The organism is Enterobacter sp. JMULE2 (assembly GCF_013337145.1).
Classification (GTDB): domain Bacteria; phylum Pseudomonadota; class Gammaproteobacteria; order Enterobacterales; family Enterobacteriaceae; genus Enterobacter; species Enterobacter mori.
Genome location: NZ_SGWD01000018.1, coordinates 232498 through 250182 on the forward strand (window position 1 = coordinate 232498; position 17685 = coordinate 250182).

The window sequence follows — 17685 nt, forward strand, 5'->3', positions numbered from 1 at the left end:
TTTACCGGATGTCGGGTAGCAGCAGCACATTGCTATGCCACCGCCCCCTAAGAACGGTACGTGCGAGTTTCCCCGCATACCGCTCAAGCCTTTGAAAGCCCTCTTTCAACTGGGGCCGACTTCATTACTGTGTAGTTGCCGATGGCAATTTGGATGCAGCAGGACTAGGTTTTCCAGATTGTCACTTCCGCCAAGAGATTTCTTGAGGATGTGATGAATGTTCCATCCAGTCTTTCGAGTTATAGGTTGTTCACACAGAGGGCAGCGTGATCCTTGTTTTCTCCATATTACGAGGATCTTCTTCTGACCTTGTCGGGATTCTCTCCAAGAGTAGTCTAGTCTCTTTTCAAAATATTCTTCCCATTCAGGATCATACGGATTTGCAGCACCCTTGATTTTCACATGGTGGTACATATTCACGGCACCTGCCCGTTGGAGTACGTATTTTCGTCCATCAGGGTCGACGCCATAAAACATCCCGTTCCGCCTTTTGATAGTCGTATGGTATTTACGAAATATCCATCGGCGACTCCGTCCGGGATGCCTTCTCGCGCACCATTGCCATATTTTCCGCCAGATTTGATGATCAGCATTGTTGAACGCTTTTGCCGAGGCCACATGTCGATGATAATTCGCCCACCCTCTGATCAAAGGGTTTAGCTTATAGATCAGCAACCATGCAGGAACGGTTTTATTATCTTCAATAATACCTCTGACCTTACCGAGGAAGGATTTCACGTTTTTCTTCGCTGGTCTGATAATAAGCTTCCTATCAAAGCGTCGAATGTGTTGCCCCAGAAAATCAAATCCATCAGTGATATGCGTGATGACTGTTTTCTCATCCGATAGTGTCAGTCCTCGCTTACGCAGGAAGGATTGCACTAAATGAAGCACCTCATTTTCCAGAATTTCTTTTGAACATCCGGAAATGATGAAGTCGTCCGCATAACGAACCAGGTGGACTTTATTCTTCCATGATTTCTTGGAGCGTTTCTTTCCAAAACGAATTTGAAGTTCTCCCTCCAGCCCATCCAGGGCCATATTTGCCAGCACCGGAGATATAATCCCTCCCTGTGGCGTTCCGGAGAGCGTTTCGCTGAAAGTACCTTTCTCGATGGTTCCGGCTTTCAACCACTTACGAAGTATGCGCTTGTCCATAGGGATATGTTCAAGTAGCCATTCGTGATTGATGTGATCGAAGCAACCTTTAATGTCGCCTTCTAGCACCCATTTCGATGCGTATCGGGAGCTGTACATATTGCATACCTGCTGAATGGCGTCAGCCGTGCATCGCGCAGGTCTGAAACCATAACTGTTGTGGTCTGCAAGTGTCTCCGATACGGGTTCGAGTCCGGATAGGTGTAAGGCCTGCATTGCCCTGTCCAGCATTACGGGAATTCCTAATGGCCTTGTTTTGCCATTAGGTTTTGGTATATGGACTCTCTTGAGTGGTCGGGGTCTGTACCCCTTACTTTCGAGTCTAAACACCGCAGCCCATTTTGCTTCCGGGGTGTTCCAGATTTGTCCGTCAACTCCGGGTGTATTACGCCCGTTGTTTTCAGTAACTCTTTTCACTGCCAAAGCTCTGGCACTGAAGGAGCGAACCAACAATCGCTGCAATCTTTTGACTGTGCGCCATTGCTGGTTACATGTTGCCTTCGCGATCCTTGACTGAATAGTCTTAACGTGCCGGTGGGCTTGTTTCCAGTTGATGGAATGCCATCCGGTATCGTTGATGGCCGCAGTTACGCTTTTCGTCGTAATTTCCTTACCTGCCATCCCTGAAGACCTTCTCAGATGTCACGCGAACAAAGACCCGATGGAAGTCTGCCCGGTTTCCCGATGAGGCAAATTTTGAACCTCTATCCACACGATTACAGTATGGCATTCGCTTTCTCCATCCTCCTTTACCTGCATCCACATCAGGTTATCTTACGATTTCCCTGCCCATAGGGCGTAAATACAGGCTTACCAAGTTCCGAACAACATACAAACGAACGGGTTAGATTCTGTCTATCCGCCGGGGGAGTTATAGTCCATGTATTCCCACTACGAACAGGAATAACCATACCCCTTACCTTTTGGTGCAAGCCTGACAGCATCTTTGGCTTGTTTCATGTCACGACGTTTAAACGACAGTTCACTATGTTAATCGTACCGTTCAGCCTAGCGCCTTCGCCGCACGATGCTAGCAGCGATCAGTTCCTCTCGCGATTTACTGAAGCAATGTTTGCTAAGCTACATTGTTCCAAGGGCTTCAGACAGAGCCGTTGCCAGCTTTGCCTGCCTCGGTAGGCTACAACTAATGGAATAGTTGGTTTTGTATAAATATCTATCAAAACAATATGTTGAACGACTTCTTGTCGCACTCGTAGTCCATTACAGCAACAAATTCCCGTCCTCCGTCTTTCAGCCGAACTTCGCAGAGCGAAGCTCGGGTAAGCCAGGTGAATACCAGCAGTGTTAAGCACACTATCAGTAAGCACAGTAAGACGGTTAGTTGCGGCTGTTTCATGGTCTACTTCTCCTTGCCATTTGGCAGGTGAAAAGCTATCCTGGATGGTTAAATTCTATAGATAATGTAATGAAATTCTGTAACCCCAACCATAAAGGCATACCAAGAAGACAAACCTAAATTCGTTTGTCTTTTTTTGTTGAAGCTATAATTTGGTTTCACATTAGATATTAATGGTAATTCATATGCGTCAATTTAGTGCCAAGAGGAACTACCTTCTGCTGCACGACGACGGAACGATTCATTACCCCTTCAGCAAGTTTCTCACCGACGAATTCGACAATCCAAACACTCAGGAACTGGTGGGCCAATCGCTGCGAATTCTGCACCGATTTTTTGTGGCCCACGGGATTGAATTGGCAATCCGTATGCTGGAAAAGCGCTGCCTGACTTATGACGAAATTAAGCGTCTCTCAGGGCTTTGCTACCGACCACTGGGAGAGATTGAAAGACTTTCCAATGCCAGGGTCGTGTTAATCACCAGTGCTAAAGCAGGCAGGCCACCGGAAGATATGCTCGGTGCCGTAGAGGCAAACACAGCTGCAAAGCGCCTAAATCACATTGCCAGCTACCTGAAGTTTTATCGGGAAGTGTTTTTAGATCCGCACATCCAGTCCGACACTTTACGTAGTGAGTTGATCACCGCTTATGACCAGACGCAGGAAAAGTTGAAGCGTGAGGTTGCTGGTACCACGCAGAACCATTACCTGACAATCCAAAGCCTTCCGTCTCATCGCTTCCTGCAAATTATCCAAGCCGTTGTCCTGGAGCCGGAGACACTGTTTCTGACCGAGGGGGGCAAACCATCAGCTACCCTCCTCCGGGACAGAGCCATGTTTCTGCTTGCGTGTGAAGGCTTGCGTCCCGGCGCTCTTGGCAACCTTACACGTGAAGACTTCCGCCTTAACAGTGGTCACCTCGTCCTCAAAGACAACTCAAAGAAACGACCTGGGCGGCCGACAACAGGTATGCCGGTTCTGAAAGGGGCCAGTAGCAAAATGGTTGCTTATGCCTCCGAGACGATGATCTCGCTATGGCCTTTTACAGTGAGTGCCATCACCGAATACCTCGATAAAGAACGCGCCCCGGTCCTTGCCAAACATTTGAAAAACAGAAGTCTCACTTTTCTCTTTCTGAATGAAAAGGGCGACCCCATTAAGCACCGCTCCACGCTTACAAGTATGTTCAATCGGGTCGGCAAGCGGCTAGCTCAGCTAGGAATGCTGGATGTTGGTGACGATCCCTTTTTCCACAGTGAAAAACAGTACAATTTTTATGCTTATGTCTTGCGCCATTCAGCTGCTAGTCTCTTTATTGAGCTAAAAGGCACTGACGGTGACGCATTGGATAAGATGAAAAGTCGATTTGGCTGGACGCTGCATAGTACACAGCCTCAACGCTATGCCGCTCGCGCCTTAAGTGAGCAAGCTAACATGGAGCTAAAGGCGTTATACCGTCAATTGGTAGCCGATGTGCAAAAAAGTAAGGGCTAATCCATGAGCATAATGCACCAACTAGTCGGTAACACGGTTGCGGAATGGGATGAAGCAGTTCCGCTTGTTTGGACCATGAGTGAGACCACCGGCCCGAAGAATGATCGGCGAACTCAGACAGAATCTTTCGATCTGAGAGAACTATGTGTCGGCTATGAGAATACCTTCCTCCTCACGTTAAAAGAAACCTTGATTGCACGTCGGAAACGCATTGCGTTCTTAACGGTAAAACAAGAGATAGATCAAATTCGAGTCCTGCTGCGAAAAATTCAATTACAACAGGTGGGTAATCCCAGAGTCACTCATATTGATCACGCTTTTCTTCTCATCCTACGCGCAATACGCCAGGATGTTTCCATTCGAGGCCTCACATCGTTCAGACAACTGTATTCCGAAAACCGCGAATCACCGCTGTTTGCCCATGACCTCTCCCCTGACGATTTCCCGGTGAGGAAGCCCGTTAAGGGTTATCAGGGAGTTAAAATCGATGCGATCCTTTCCAAAGCGCTCTCACGCACCGCACAAGTGGAAATTCTGCGGCGAAGCGAAGATGCCTTCGAAAGCGGTACCATCGACATCGGACATTTCGCCTTTCTGCATCTGGCCTTTCACACATATTGCAGGCCATCCAGCTATCACCGCCTGACGCTGGCCGATCTTCAAATCGACGTTAACCCCGAAACGCAAGTCAAAACCTACTCTCTGTTAGTCATTCCCAGGAAAACCGGCATAAGTACCAACAGCCTAGAAAAGATTACCTACCAGCTCGATAGCACTGTAGGTGAACTGCTTGAAGCACAACGCATTCAGGTCATCAAAGTCTGGGGACATCTGGTTACCAACGATGAGATAGGCAAATTAGCTCTGTTTCCGGCACGCGGGGTTGGCCCAGATAGTCACTGGAAAGCAAACCACGCTCGGGCGCACTTCGGCGAAACAGACGACTCCACCTTCCGACGTGGATACCTGGAACCGATTCTGAAATTACAGGAATCGATCACCTTTGATTTCAACGGGCTGCGACATACTGTCGGAACACAACTCGCCGTCGCTGGCTGCTCGGCAACAACTATCGCAGCAGTACTCAAGCACGCCTCTCCTAAGAACTGCCAGACATATGTCGATATTGCCTTTCAGGGTCTGATAAACACGCTGAGCGAGGCGATGGAACCGGCCTTTGAAACTCACTTCCCGGTATTTAGATCAAAAAACGACCCAGTGCCTCCAGAAAAGGCTATCAACAGCATCGAACTGGCAACTGGACACCGTGAACTGACTGGCGAGTGCGGCAAGACCAATGCCTGCCAGTACGCACCACTTGCCTGTTACGCTTGCATTCGCTTCACGCCCTGCTTTGATGCCGATCACAGCATCAACTTACGTCTTGTAGAGTCAGAGATCATCAAATATGAAAGCGGCAACCTCCCTTTTCGCGAGCTTGCCAGACAGTTCAAGGAAGCAAGACGCTACATCATACTGGTCGTGGCGGCGGCCAGTCAGTATCAAAATAGCCTCGCTATACAGAAGGCGATCCCATGAACGGACACGTTGCACTTGACCGCTTTAAGTACGAACAGGCTCTAAAGACATGGCAGTCCGATTGCCGACAACGTATGGCACAGCGGTATCCTACTGTTCCGTTTGATGCAGACTATTGGCTCCTGAAAGGCGTCACCGTTACGGACTCACCTAATTTTTCCTTCACCCCGGCTCTACTCGCCTTTCCCGACAAGCACTCAAGTTTTTCCGAGGTGTTGAGATGTGTTGTCGCTGAACTCGTGCTCGGAGAGAAAATCAAGGACATAAGAGATTACGCTCGTAAGTTCAGCCTGATTCGGTTTGCCCCTGTAGACACTGTGTTTGACCTCGATAATGCTGCCCTACGATCAATCGAAATGACCGTACTTCAGCGAGCCCGGAACAATCCGAGCTCAGCCCAAAGAACATTGGTATCGCTTATTCAACTCGGCCGAATTCTGGATACGTTTGCAACCAAAGGCATCACACCGCGCCTGCGATACCGCATGAAGCTGGAAACCCAGCGGGAACTGAATGCATTGCGAAAATCCTATGTGACGCAATCACGGCAAGCCAAAGCCGCCGCGCTCGACAAGATGATCGAGGCGCTTAATGAAGCTTTTAACGCCCTGTTTGCCAAAGATCCACGTCTGTCTGCTGGGGATCGAGTCGCACTTGCGACGATGGGTATGGAGCTGTGTGCCCCATCGCGCATCAATGAAATTCTTTGTATGAGCGTTGAGGATTATGTGACTGTCGACGACTACGCTCAACGTGTGGCGGATAAGGAAGTCGACAAAGTGCACGCGGCGCATCAGATGTTGCTCGTTACCATGAAGGGCAGCAAGGGTGCGCAGTGGAGCGCGAAGCCAGTGCTTAACTTTATGATTGAGCTTTTCCACTATTGCCTGAAGGTCATTCAGGAACATGGAAAGCGCTCCCGAATGCTTGTCGAGTGGTATCAACAACACCCCGCTCAGCTCTACCTCCCTACCGAATTGGAGCATCTGCGCAACACTAATCTCACAACACGCTCTCTCGCTAAAATATTGGCCTTATCTGCTCAGGAGGCCGATTCATCGCAATATATGGCGAGGTATCTGATGAGAGGGCTCGGAAACAAGCGATTCAAAGTACCGAATCCGGAACCTATAACAAAATACGGAACATTGGCCACAATGGCAGAAGTTGACGCGGTCCGCTGGGACGACATTGAGCCGCTTCTGCTAACCAAAGTCCACAAGGCACTGGAGAACTGTCGCGTCGTTACGGACGGAAACCACTACAGAGGCGATCTGGCGAAAATGCTTTTCCTTTTTGATCACAATGGATCGCTCTATCTACCCGGCGCGATCAAATACGACTATCTGAAGCGACGATTAAAGCAAACGCCAGCAGAACGACAAAACATTAAGCAGCCCACTCTCTTCGAAAAACTCAAGATAATGATGCCCATTAACGGGGTCACGCAGTTTGCGGAAATCAATACCCACGACCCGCGATTCTGGCTGACAACCATGGCCCTGACCTACGGCGAAAAGCTCTCTAATGTGCTAATCAATAAGTGGGCCAATAGACTTAGCGTCGCACAGCTATGGCACTACGACTTCCGCTCAGCGGAAATGAATGCAACAGCGAGTACTATGCCCACTCCACTAGAGCTGACAGAACTCTCGAGAGGACTTACGTCCTGCCATCAGTTGGAAGACAAGTATGGGCCTAGGCTCGATATTGTAACCGTCCAAGACGCGGGGATCAGCGGGACGACTTTGGACGCTATATCAGCCGCGACGGAAGATAGGCCGGTTGCCAGGACAAGCGAACAAATTATTATCCTTTACCCTACCTGGTACGGATTCTGCTCACATCAGCACCACGAGAAGCCCTGTCGCGCCTACACCTCATGCTTACCCTGCAATAATAGTCATTTGGTCAAAGGGCACATACCCACCAATGATCGGACGAGGGCTCGAGCAAGCGAACTACACGCTGCCATTCTGAACATCGTTGAACAAACAATAACCATCCACAACCGCGAGGTTGCTGATGACCAGGAAGCCCTGACCCAGCACATTTATCACCTGGTTGAACGTGGGCTGACCCATGAACAAATGACTGATGAACTGATCGCGCGCTTCCACGAAATTAAGCACCTTATCAAGGATACTGTGCTTAAAAACATGCTCCATGAGGCATTTGTGGCTACAGGCTTTGTTGAAAAGCTCGATGATCCGATGTACGCCAGCGGTGCCTTGATGAAGTACCACAACCCAACACATCATGCCGCGCCCGGAGTGGAAAGGGCGATGGATGCCCATGGAGGACATGAACAGGTTGAAAAGGAGCGACTTGCCATGATTGAGAAGTACCCACAGTTTGATCCAACATCACGGGGCCTAAAAGATCAGCTTTCCCATATCGCACATACTGACGATAACAACAAATATGATAGTAGCGAGGACACCACAGATGAGTGAGTCTACCGGCAAGCCAGGGCGTAAGGAAATTCTGACCGAAGAGTTGGCATTGAAGATTGCCAGAATGGTCTCACTATTCCCGGACTCACAGATACCGGTCACATGGGAAAATGTCATGATCCACTCGAAGAAAAAGTATGGTCATGCATTCAACCGACAAATGCTCAGCCAGAAAGAATGGCATGGACGCAAGCTCATTGCCGAAGCTTTCAGTGAAGCTAAGCACATCCAGCGCCGGATGCACAACGACACAGCTCCGAAATACAAGACTGCGGCGCGCTCCGTCCTTCAGAAGAAGATAGGTGAACTGGAAGCAAAAAACTTGGCACTTCGCGAAGAATTGGAAATGGTCAGATCGCAACAGGTCGATAAACTGGATGCTTTTCTGAATACCACAAGTAAGGAGATCGACCTGCGTAAACTGCTTAGCGCATTTTATGAGGCAGAGAAATGAGAGAAGAGCTGTCAAGGGTATGTAGTGGTCAACTAATACTGGCCACCGCATTAGACTGTAACCAATACAGTCGCTCTGATTCATTTGGCGTTAAGCCGCCGTTGTACCAGTGAGGCCGCACGGCGCTGTAATAGCCCGTGATATAGCGGATAATCGCGCTCTGGGCTTCGCTGAAGCTGTTATAGCCCTTCGTCGGCACCCATTCGTTCTTCAGGCTCCGGAAGAACCGCTCCATTGGGGCATTATCCCAGCAGTTTCCCCGTCGACTCATGCTTTGCTTTATCCGACAACGCCACAGCGCCTGTCGGTACTGGCGGCTGGTATAATGGCTGCCCTGGTCGCTGTGGAACATCACATCTGTCGGGCGGCCTCGTAGCTCCCAGGCCATTTGCAACGCTTTGACCGTCAGCGTTGAGTCCGGCGACGTCGACATCGCCCAGCCCACAGGCTTGCGGGAGAACAAGTCCAGCACCACCGCCAGGTAAGCCCAGCACTTACCTGTCCAGATGTAGGTCACGTCGCCACACCAGGTCTGGTTTGGTGCCGTAGCCGCGAACTGACGGTCGAGAAGGTTTGGTATTTCAACGTGCTCGTTACCTCCGCGCTTGTATTTGTGGGCAGGCACCTGACAGCTGGCGATATCCAGCTCTTTCATCAGTTTACCGGCCAGCCAGCGGCCCATTTTGACGCCAGAGTCCCTGGTGACGATGGTCGCGATGCTTCTGGCACCGGCAGAGCCGCCGCTGGCGTTCCAGGCCTCCATGACCTGGCTGCGCTTAACCACGCGCTCCCCATCGGGTTCATTCGAGGTGCTCTGCCAGTGCCTGTAGCTGCTGCGGTGCACCTCAAAAATGTGGCACAACGCGCTGACCGGGTATCGCGCCCTCAGTCTGTGGACTACCGTAAACCGTTGAGTGAGTCCGACATTAAGAGCGCCGTAGCCTTTTTTAGGATTTCGTTTTCCATTTCAAGGCGTTGAACTTTCTTCTTCATCTCGCGCAGCTGAATCTGCTCAGGCGTAAGCGGCAACCCGGCGGGAGTTTTACCCTGCCGCTCGAGCCGCAGTTTAGTGACCCAGCGGGTAATGGCCGAATGGCTGACATTAACCGCCTCAGCGGCTTTTAAGTACGTATACCCATGGTCGAGAACCAGCTTTGCCGCTTCGAGCTTAAATTCTGCCGTGAAATGTTTACTCATTAGGTCACCTGTCGTGTTGGTGAGGTGAGCATATCACCTCCGATCAGGTGGCCAGTATCAGTGTGCCACTACAGTATGTGGAATAAATGGGGGGGTCCATAGCGATTATGTCACGGGATAAATGCCACAAAAGCCCTTGGCTGTTCGCAGTGACCAAACGCTTTCAACTGCGTGTGAGTTATTACTGAACCAGCCTAGACTACCTCATGGTAGAGCAGTATTTCACGCTCAAAGTCACCCGATGTTCTTTGGGCCGCACAGTGCCTGAAGCTGAAGTTGCTACCTGCCAGCTCTTAACATGGACCTGCCCATCCTGAAGCCATAAAGCGTGTTGAATATTTTAAAGCATGAAGTGAACGTTTTAAACTCTATTCAGATGGACAAATTACGCAAACCACTACAGCCTCCAGCATTTTTTCAGCCAGAGCAATACTTTAGGCTAAATAGCTGCGCCTAATACCGCTACACTTTTTCCAGTCCATGCTGTCCTCCCGGGAAGGGACTGACGGTTTCCATAAAATGACGAACCTTTTTCAGTAGCTGCCACATTGAACGGCACTGATGATTACGCGTTATCGTGTCATGCAGCGCCTGCCATAACCGCTCAACATGGTTTACCCACGGTGAGTAAACTGGCTGATAAATCACTCTGAACTTCGGGTTCCCTTTCAGCCACCGCTGTGTTTCATGGCTTTTATGGATAATGTAGTTATCCACGATGAGCGTGATGGTTTTTGCCCGTCGATATGTGCCTTTCAGGTGCTTCAGCAGGCTGATGAAGAGTGCCGAACTCTTGCTGTTTCCACCCACATAGCTGACTTTGCCCGTGCCGCTGTGCAGCGCTCCGGCCAGATAGTATTTTTCATTCTGCCCCGGCGTTATCACGCGTTTCTGTTGTCCGCGCAACTGCCAGTCTGCACCGATTTTGGGATTAAGGTGGATATCCACTTCATCCTCATAAAAGACCGGGTGTTCTGCGCTGCATTCGTCCAGTGCTTTATGGATTGCCGCCATCTTTTCGTCCTTATGCGGATCGCGGATACGCAACGTTGGCGCAGCCCTGCGCCATACCAGTCCGGCAGAGGGCAACCAGCGACGCACAGTGCCTGCATGCAACTGACACCCGGTTATCTCATTGATTTTTATTGTCAGTAATTCGGTGCTCCAGCGTGAACGTTGATAACCAAAATCGCCGGGAGAGTGCTTTATCAGTTCACGTAACAAGGTGCAAATATGCTCAAAAGGCCAGCGTCGGGAGCGTCCTGCCGGTAAGGATTTGAGGCCTTCCACACCCGATAACGTGAACCAGTTAATCCAGCGTCCAACAGATGAACGGGCGCAACAGAGCGTTCTGGCAACGCAACTAACACTGTTACCCCGGTGCAGCATCAGCATAGCGGTGAGTCTGCGGGCATAATTTTTATCGCGTGTTTTATGGATAGCTTTTTGCATCAGGCGGCGTTCGTCGCGGGGTATTGGTGCTATGATTGGCATCGCTCAGTCCGGTTGGTGATTTGTTTTGATTTGGCGATTGATCAGATCGCACAATTCGGGCTGAGTTCCCTTTAAGTGATCTACTATTCGGCGCAGCTATTTAGGATGTTGTTATTTTATTAACCTAGAAAGCATATCCATAGACTTAGATTTGTTCATGAACACGCAGCTTTAGTTATCAATTATTTGATTTATAAGAATCTTAAGAGGGCTTCTATGTTACTCCTGCACTTATCTGATATCCATTTTCGGCTCGATGAGATAAACACCCCCATGGATCCCAACCGACATCTGCGCAACGAATTGGTTATGGACGCGAGGGATATGTGCAGAAAACTGGGCAAGTCACCTTCTGCAATATTGATATCAGGAGATATTGCTTTTGCAGGACATCCTGAAGAATACAAATTTGCCTTGACATGGCTTGAAACACTGGCGCAAGAATGTGGAACGAACATTGAGAGTGTCTTCGTTATCCCAGGGAATCATGATGTTGTTCGCAAAACTGCCGGAAGGCCGATAGTGCAGATGTTGCACAATACGATCAAACAATCTCCTCCATTTGCACGTGATGGGCAGATGCGAAGCCTGCTTATGGATGAGGAAACAAGTCATCCTCTCTACTCATCATTGGATGAATTTAACTCATTTGCAGTTCAGTTTTTTTGTGACGTCAAAGCGCCTCTTAGGACTATCGCTACACGTGATCTAAGGATGAACGATGGTTCGATACTGAGACTTAATGGGCTAAACTCTGCTTTGGTATCAAGTCATGCAGATAAGAAAGGTGACTTGTATGTGGATCCTGCGTGTTTTCAAATAGCGAGAGAAAGGGGGGTGGAACATGTTGTTCTCTGCCACCATCCATTTACTTGGTTAGGACACGGGGAGGAGTTAAAAAGCCACTTGAATGATGTTGCTCGAATTCAACTTTTTGGCCACGAACATTCTAGTCGGATTGAACTTCAAGATGATACTGTCCGAATTGCGGCTAGTGCGGCCCACCCAGACCGTGTCGAGCCAGGCTGGGAGCCTGGATATAATCTCCTAGAGGTAAGTATAGGAAGTTCGATCAGTGGGGAAAGAGAGTTGGATATAGCTGCACATATTCGAATATGGCAGTCAACTCCTGGTCAATTCAGAGCCAAAATGCGCAGAAATGACGATGTTTACAGAAAAAAGATCCCTCTAGAAAGCTGGGCTCCTGCCGCCCAATCAGTGATTACATCAAACAACGAGTCCATGCCACTATCTAAGGTTCCGGATTCAGCGAGTGATCCTATGGATAATTTACGAAATGTAAGCATAAAGTTTTTTAAACTTACATTAAGCCAAAAATCTGCTATAGCTGGAAAACTTGGCCTTCTAGAAGAGGAAGACAGAGATCAACCTGATTTTGAGCGGTTCCGGCGAGTCTTCATAAGAGCTCGAGATCGAGGTATGATTGAGGAGTTGGAAAAGGAAATTCGTTCTATATCGTGAATTTTACCCTCAGTGATGGAGAATATAGAAATGGGTAGTTATAGCTTTGCCGATCAATACAGAGCAGCAAATATTGCTCCCGGCCCAGAAATTATTAGGCTTCGCCAAGAGGCTGTTGAGAAAATTCTGCCAGATTTAGATGATGATAAGATATTAGATTTGACCAGACTTTATTTTGGAATGGATTGTTCCACAGATAATAATTGGTTTAGAGATGCTTTTCTTGAAACAGATTCTAGCTTCAGTCTGATTGATAATAAACGCGAGGCATCTGTATTATCAGTTTGTTTACTTTCAGCAGCAATCGCTCAAGGTGAAATAAATGCCGCTTTGATTCCAGTCGTTGCATCAGCATGCGGACATAGAGTGCCGTTGTTACAAGCAGATTTTATTCAGGAAGCTAAACAAGCCCTAATAGATCATTCATTTAATTCAAGAAATTCTGCTCGTGCAGATATAAATACAATTAAATCACCAGCAAAAAGTAAAGCTGGAATCGAGATTGATAAGTTAGCGGAAGCAATAGATATAGCAGCTTTAGCTGATATTGTAAAAAACTCATCAAACGAAGCAAATGAGGCTCTTCAGAAAAGTGTTACTCAGATTTTTGGTGTTCTAAAGCCATTAGTTAATCAAGTATCCGAATTGAGAGAAGAAGTCAGCATGTTGTGGTGGCTTATTGGTAATCATAGCCGAATACTTGATAAACCATTTGCGGATCTAGATATCGGAGTTGCTGCTATTATGGCAGGACTGGATTTAGCTGCATTAACACATGGTGATAATGGTCCTGTTGCAGCCCCTGCTCTACTACAACGAGTTATAAACTCTCGGACAAAACCATCAAAAAAATCTCTTTCTATAGATCACACTGTAAATTTACTTCCTTCAGATTTACATCAGTCATTAGAGATTATTGATAATTACTCTAAAATTTCCGATCTTTGCGTAATCACTACAGCAATCATTAAATCTCAAGAGATAGGACAAGGTGAGGGATGGTACCAAGCATTTAAGAAAACAACATCTTTAGATGCACAAATTCAGCTGTCTCCTTTAAATCTTGCAGTACAAATATATCAAGAAGCGCTGCTTATCTCCAAATTAAGCTGAGGTGTGTTCATAATGGATGCTAATTCACCGTGTGCTAGAAACGACTGTAGTTATTCGACAACAGGAATCTGCCTTGAGGGTCACTCCCCCCCTGAATCATGCTCATTTATCGGTATAGATGATTCCCATTTAGTGGATTTAGATGGATATGAAGGTGACGAAAACGAAGACGAAGTTGTCGATGAAGCACTGTTAGATAATGATTTCGTATCTTTATCATCGGGAGAGACTTTAACAATTCCTGATGTAGATCATTTTTATTGTCTAAGCCTGCAAAGTTTGTGGCAATTATAGGCGAGCTTGACAGTGGTAAAACCACTTTAATTTGTTCTTTGTACGAGTGTTTCTTGAAAGGGAGATTTTCTGATTATTCGTTTAAAGGCAGTAGAACTTTGATTGGTTTTGAGAAAAGAGCTCATCATTCTCGTATTGATTCTGGTAGGGTTATGCCGGAAACATTACGCACATCTTTTTTTGATGGTTTGAGATATTTTCATCTTTCTATTGTAAAAGAAGAAACAGAAAATGTAGAGAATAAATATGTTGATTTAATGTTATCAGATAGAGCTGGTGAACAATATCAGCAAGCAAGAAGCAATACAGAAAGTATAAAAGAGTTAATTGAAATTAAAAAATCTGATTACATTGTATTATTACTCGATGGCGCAAAACTAGCCAATCCATTTCAGCGGCATAGCGCCATGCAAGCTGTTCGAAGAACATTATGGTCCTTTCTTGATGCGGATGCATTGTCATCAACCTCCAAAGTTCAAGTTGTAACCACTAAGCTTGATTTATTACGTGACATACCGCAAAAAGAAACATTTGATGAATTAATTCAAGAGTTTAAAAATAGTCTAATTAATGATTTAGGATCAAGATTAGGTGAATTATCTTTTAGTGAGGTATCTGCGAGAGATCCTTCAGCACAGTTTCCATTAGCCAGTGGGCTTGATAACTTAGTTAAGGAATGGTGTTCTGCGAAACCAATTACAGTTAAAAAGAAATAAAATATCAAAAGTTTGTATCTGAATTTGATCGTTTATTTCTACGAACAGTTATGGATTGATTTTATGATCACGATGCAACATACAATTATTGGTATGCCAGGTTCAGGTAAGACAACTTATCTAGCAGCCTTATGGCATCTATTAACATCTAATGAAGTAAATAGTAAGTTTACCTTAAATCGTTTAGTCGGGGATCGTACATATTTAGATAAAATTGCTGAGCTTTGGCAAAATTGCGAGGAAGTGCCTCGAACCTCATTAGCCGCAGAGACGAAAGTTTCAATTGAGGTAAAAGATTGTAATACCGGTAAAAATGCCCTTTTAAATTTCCCTGAATTTTCTGGTGAATCATTTGAGCTGCAACTTGCATCTAGGAAGTGTAAGAAGGATTATGTTGAGGGATTTGATGGCAGCGGAGGGATATTATTATTTGTTACAGCCGATAAAGTTACTGATGGAATGTCAATTCGTGATGTTGCACCTGTTATTCAGGGTCAAGATATAACGGAAGTTCCAGAGGAGCATACAGAGTGGGATCATAAAATGGTTCCTAGTCAAGTAAGTCTGGTCGAGTTATTACAGTTTTTACAAAATAAGCCATTCAAAATCTCAAATAGAAGGTTATCCATTATTATATCTGCTTGGGATGTAGTTGAAACACAATCATTAACATTATCACCTTCGGTATGGTTAGAGAGAGAGTTTCCATTTTTTTTCCAATTTCTAATGAATAACCGAGATCATTTTGATTTTCAGATATTTGGCATTTCAGCACAAGGGGGAGATGTAACCAGCGATTCAAGAAACGAGTTGGCACTTAAAGTTCCCAGTAAGCGTATTGTTTGTATTGGTGAAGATACTGAGCCGCATGATCTTACAAGTCCAATTGCTTGGCTAATGTCGAAAGAATAAAATGGTAGGTAATATAATGAAAGAGATAGAAATCCATCAATGTATTTATGGATATGAGAATGGACATCGTTTGTTAGCCACTTCAATGAGCCTGCCTCCAGATGTGGCTACAACTCTTTTATTATTAAGTGATTTAGCTCCCGGTTTGATGTTGCCATCAAATGGGGGATATTGGACTGGAGTGCCACTCTCAGGTGCGAAGGTTTACGCCTTAATGTATACTTGGATGGCATACGAAATGCCAAGGCCTGGGTGCGTGTGGTCGCATGTATTGTTAATTCCATTTCCTGAGATGGCAAGATTACGCGACTTATCCATTCTTATTAAATATATATCACGGCCTAATCTTGATTTGGGATTTGATATTTACAACAGCTCAATAACTTTAAATCATAAAGATATTGAAAGTATTAATAATAAAAAAATATCAGCACTGAAAGTATTGGTGAAGTTATCAATGCAGCATACAATATTAGCGGTAAGGTTAAGATAGAATCTTCCATTAATGATTTGGATGAATCTATTTTTTGCATATGGTCACAGCAATGGCCCAGACTAAGACGTTCTTTCTCATTTAGAACTGCATCATATCCATATGAAAAAACCTTAGATAAGAATAATAGGTTTGATGTTTCAATTGTGAAAAACTCGAGTAATATTCCATTTAAAAAAGTGACTTCTACATTAGAAAAACCAGCCGCTTGGGAAAAAATCGCGATCAATGATGCTATGTCTTCAGATGGGACGATATTTAGACAATATTTATGGCGCTATGGCACAGATATTCTATCTGGACGAAAGAGTTTTAAATGTATTTCTGACCTATATTCTTACACCTTTGAGAGTGAGTTGAAAGGTGAGCTTCTTTTTAACTTCCTAAGGAAAGTGATTTATTATTTCCCTTCTTTAAATGAAGCTAAAACTCTAAAATCTGACATTGTATTCAATGGCAGGCTCTCATATTTCCCATCCGTAGACAAGTTAGACTTGGTCGTCTTTTATATACTAAATAATATTCAGGAGTCATTGCCGTCATTAACTGATGATATTTTACACTCTATCAATTTTGATTGTGATAGAGTAGATGAAATACTAAATATTGGAGAAGTTTGTGTTGGTAATGAAAGTGTTCTATCTGCTTCATTGTTGAATGTGATTTCACTTAAATTTAAAAGTGATAACTTATTTTCTTTAACAAGACCAACTCCAAAGCTGAGAGGTTATTTATTATCAAATAAACCTTCATTAATGGATGGCAATGAATTTGCAGATACAACAATAGATGAGAAAATGAATTGCATTGATTTAATACCACTTGATGATTTATCATTGGCAAAATCCATGATGTTAAGAATGCTAAATATCGATGATAATAAATTAGTATTAAAAAATGTATAATCGTTTTAAAACGTCAATTTCTGATTCTGTTTTTTCATCTTTTGAAGAAAATTGCCTGAATAAATCAAATGTTATTTCTGACGCTTGGGTTAAAATTATTGATGATAATCCAGAGTACATTATTGAACATGGTTTAATATCAAAATCAAAATCAACAACAGCATTGTGCAAATACTTTACTGTACTAAGGTATTCTGATTTGCTTTTATCTGTTGATATAAAAGACTGGTCTGCGTGCTTAAAGTTTGCTGTTGATAATGCAGAAGGAAAGAGAAGAGTTGAGTTAATACTATACCTCTTCGAATTAGGACTTAAAAAACCCACTAGAGATTGCGAAGTAATATTTGAGAGTTTCTTTGATGAAGTTCATGGCTATTTTGAAGGCTATGATTCTGAACACTATAATCATTTTATAGATAAACTTCCTGATCTGGGATGGTATTCAAACTGGGATAGTTGTAAGAGGCTACGCGTTGCTATTGTAAATACATATGTATTGAACAAACTGAGTCCCTCAAGCTTTATGCATTTGACTCGTAGTAAATATATATATTCCGAGCTTTTGAGGATTTTATTGGATACTACAGAAGGCAAGGATTACCTTGATAAGTTAATTTAATAA

The 17685-nt window shown here is 45.2% G+C and carries 15 protein-coding genes and 1 pseudogene; 12 read left to right on the top strand and 4 right to left on the bottom strand.

Annotated features, from left to right (window positions below):
* Positions 1 to 105: 105 nt before the first annotated feature.
* Positions 106 to 1779, bottom strand: a complete 1674-nt coding sequence (gene ltrA, locus EXW94_RS25720; RefSeq protein ID WP_174341433.1) for a group II intron reverse transcriptase/maturase — start codon at positions 1777 to 1779, stop codon at positions 106 to 108.
* Between the two features lie 556 nt (positions 1780 to 2335).
* A complete protein-coding gene (locus EXW94_RS25725) occupies positions 2336 to 2515 on the bottom strand; it encodes a type I toxin-antitoxin system Hok family toxin (protein WP_174341434.1) in 180 nt (59 codons plus the stop codon).
* A gap of 185 nt (positions 2516 to 2700) precedes the next feature.
* Between EXW94_RS25725 and EXW94_RS25730 the strand changes: the two genes are divergently transcribed.
* From EXW94_RS25730 to EXW94_RS25745, 4 genes are read left to right on the top strand one after another with little or no spacing between them, the layout of a single operon-like run.
* Entirely contained in the window at positions 2701 to 4008 is a 1308-nt protein-coding gene (locus EXW94_RS25730) for a site-specific integrase (protein ID WP_174341435.1), read from the top strand.
* Positions 4009 to 4011: 3 nt separating this feature from the next.
* Positions 4012 to 5547 carry a tyrosine-type recombinase/integrase gene (locus EXW94_RS25735; RefSeq protein ID WP_174341436.1) on the top strand — a complete coding sequence of 512 codons (1536 nt, stop codon included), beginning with the start codon at positions 4012 to 4014 and terminating at the stop codon, positions 5545 to 5547.
* On the top strand, positions 5544 to 8003 hold the full coding sequence (locus EXW94_RS25740; RefSeq protein ID WP_174341437.1) for a hypothetical protein: 2460 nt from the start codon (positions 5544 to 5546) through the stop codon (positions 8001 to 8003). The genes EXW94_RS25735 and EXW94_RS25740 overlap by 4 nt, the downstream gene beginning before the upstream one ends.
* On the top strand, positions 7996 to 8457 hold the full coding sequence (locus tag EXW94_RS25745) for a hypothetical protein (RefSeq protein WP_174341438.1): 462 nt from the start codon (positions 7996 to 7998) through the stop codon (positions 8455 to 8457). Before EXW94_RS25740 ends, EXW94_RS25745 begins: the two co-directional genes overlap by 8 nt.
* Before the next feature lie 28 nt (positions 8458 to 8485).
* Here the strand turns inward: EXW94_RS25745 and EXW94_RS25750 are convergent.
* Together EXW94_RS25750 and EXW94_RS25755 are read right to left on the bottom strand one after the other, a co-directional pair.
* Positions 8486 to 9691, bottom strand: a pseudogene (locus EXW94_RS25750) (IS3 family transposase).
* 425 nt (positions 9692 to 10116) lie between these two features.
* Positions 10117 to 11148, bottom strand: a complete 1032-nt coding sequence (locus EXW94_RS25755) for an IS630 family transposase (protein ID WP_174339222.1) — start codon at positions 11146 to 11148, stop codon at positions 10117 to 10119.
* Positions 11149 to 11364: 216 nt separating this feature from the next.
* Here EXW94_RS25755 and EXW94_RS25760 point away from each other — a divergent pair, with 216 nt between their 5' ends.
* From EXW94_RS25760 to EXW94_RS25795, 8 genes are all read left to right on the top strand, one after another.
* Complete coding sequence (locus EXW94_RS25760) at positions 11365 to 12630, top strand: metallophosphoesterase (protein WP_174341440.1); 1266 nt, start codon at positions 11365 to 11367, stop codon at positions 12628 to 12630.
* Between the two features lie 30 nt (positions 12631 to 12660).
* The gene (locus EXW94_RS25765; RefSeq protein WP_174341441.1) at positions 12661 to 13743 is read left to right on the top strand and encodes a GTPase-associated system all-helical protein GASH; all 1083 of its coding nucleotides are present in this window, start codon (positions 12661 to 12663) and stop codon (positions 13741 to 13743) included.
* 12 nt (positions 13744 to 13755) lie between these two features.
* Positions 13756 to 14037: a hypothetical protein gene (locus EXW94_RS25770; RefSeq protein ID WP_174341442.1), complete on the top strand. Its 282-nt coding sequence runs from the start codon at positions 13756 to 13758 to the stop codon at positions 14035 to 14037.
* Positions 14025 to 14753, top strand: a complete 729-nt coding sequence (locus EXW94_RS25775) for a hypothetical protein (protein WP_174341443.1) — start codon at positions 14025 to 14027, stop codon at positions 14751 to 14753. The genes EXW94_RS25770 and EXW94_RS25775 overlap by 13 nt, the downstream gene beginning before the upstream one ends.
* A 63-nt stretch (positions 14754 to 14816) precedes the next feature.
* Complete coding sequence (locus EXW94_RS25780) at positions 14817 to 15665, top strand: hypothetical protein (protein WP_174341444.1); 849 nt, start codon at positions 14817 to 14819, stop codon at positions 15663 to 15665.
* A gap of 16 nt (positions 15666 to 15681) precedes the next feature.
* Positions 15682 to 16158: a hypothetical protein gene (locus tag EXW94_RS25785; protein WP_174341445.1), complete on the top strand. Its 477-nt coding sequence runs from the start codon at positions 15682 to 15684 to the stop codon at positions 16156 to 16158.
* Between the two features lie 146 nt (positions 16159 to 16304).
* Positions 16305 to 17063: a hypothetical protein gene (locus EXW94_RS25790; protein WP_174341446.1), complete on the top strand. Its 759-nt coding sequence runs from the start codon at positions 16305 to 16307 to the stop codon at positions 17061 to 17063.
* Positions 17056 to 17682: a hypothetical protein gene (locus EXW94_RS25795; RefSeq protein WP_174341447.1), complete on the top strand. Its 627-nt coding sequence runs from the start codon at positions 17056 to 17058 to the stop codon at positions 17680 to 17682. Before EXW94_RS25790 ends, EXW94_RS25795 begins: the two co-directional genes overlap by 8 nt.
* Positions 17683 to 17685: the final 3 nt, after the last annotated feature.

Bases quoted from the DNA above. Each gene is read 5' to 3' on its own strand.
- EXW94_RS25745 (WP_174341438.1), top strand. From the start codon at position 7,996: ATGAGTGAGTCTACCGGCAAGCCAGGGCGTAAGGAAATTCTGACCGAA.
- EXW94_RS25725 (WP_174341434.1), bottom strand. From the start codon at position 2,515: ATGAAACAGCCGCAACTAACCGTCTTACTGTGCTTACTGATAGTGTGC.
- EXW94_RS25740 (WP_174341437.1), top strand. From the start codon at position 5,544: ATGAACGGACACGTTGCACTTGACCGCTTTAAGTACGAACAGGCTCTA.
- EXW94_RS25785 (WP_174341445.1), top strand. From the start codon at position 15,682: ATGAAAGAGATAGAAATCCATCAATGTATTTATGGATATGAGAATGGA.
- EXW94_RS25760 (WP_174341440.1), top strand. From the start codon at position 11,365: ATGTTACTCCTGCACTTATCTGATATCCATTTTCGGCTCGATGAGATA.
- ltrA (WP_174341433.1), bottom strand. From the start codon at position 1,779: ATGGCAGGTAAGGAAATTACGACGAAAAGCGTAACTGCGGCCATCAAC.
- EXW94_RS25755 (WP_174339222.1), bottom strand. From the start codon at position 11,148: ATGCCAATCATAGCACCAATACCCCGCGACGAACGCCGCCTGATGCAA.
- EXW94_RS25780 (WP_174341444.1), top strand. From the start codon at position 14,817: ATGATCACGATGCAACATACAATTATTGGTATGCCAGGTTCAGGTAAG.
- EXW94_RS25730 (WP_174341435.1), top strand. From the start codon at position 2,701: ATGCGTCAATTTAGTGCCAAGAGGAACTACCTTCTGCTGCACGACGAC.
- EXW94_RS25795 (WP_174341447.1), top strand. From the start codon at position 17,056: ATGTATAATCGTTTTAAAACGTCAATTTCTGATTCTGTTTTTTCATCT.
- EXW94_RS25765 (WP_174341441.1), top strand. From the start codon at position 12,661: ATGGGTAGTTATAGCTTTGCCGATCAATACAGAGCAGCAAATATTGCT.
- EXW94_RS25735 (WP_174341436.1), top strand. From the start codon at position 4,012: ATGAGCATAATGCACCAACTAGTCGGTAACACGGTTGCGGAATGGGAT.
- EXW94_RS25770 (WP_174341442.1), top strand. From the start codon at position 13,756: ATGGATGCTAATTCACCGTGTGCTAGAAACGACTGTAGTTATTCGACA.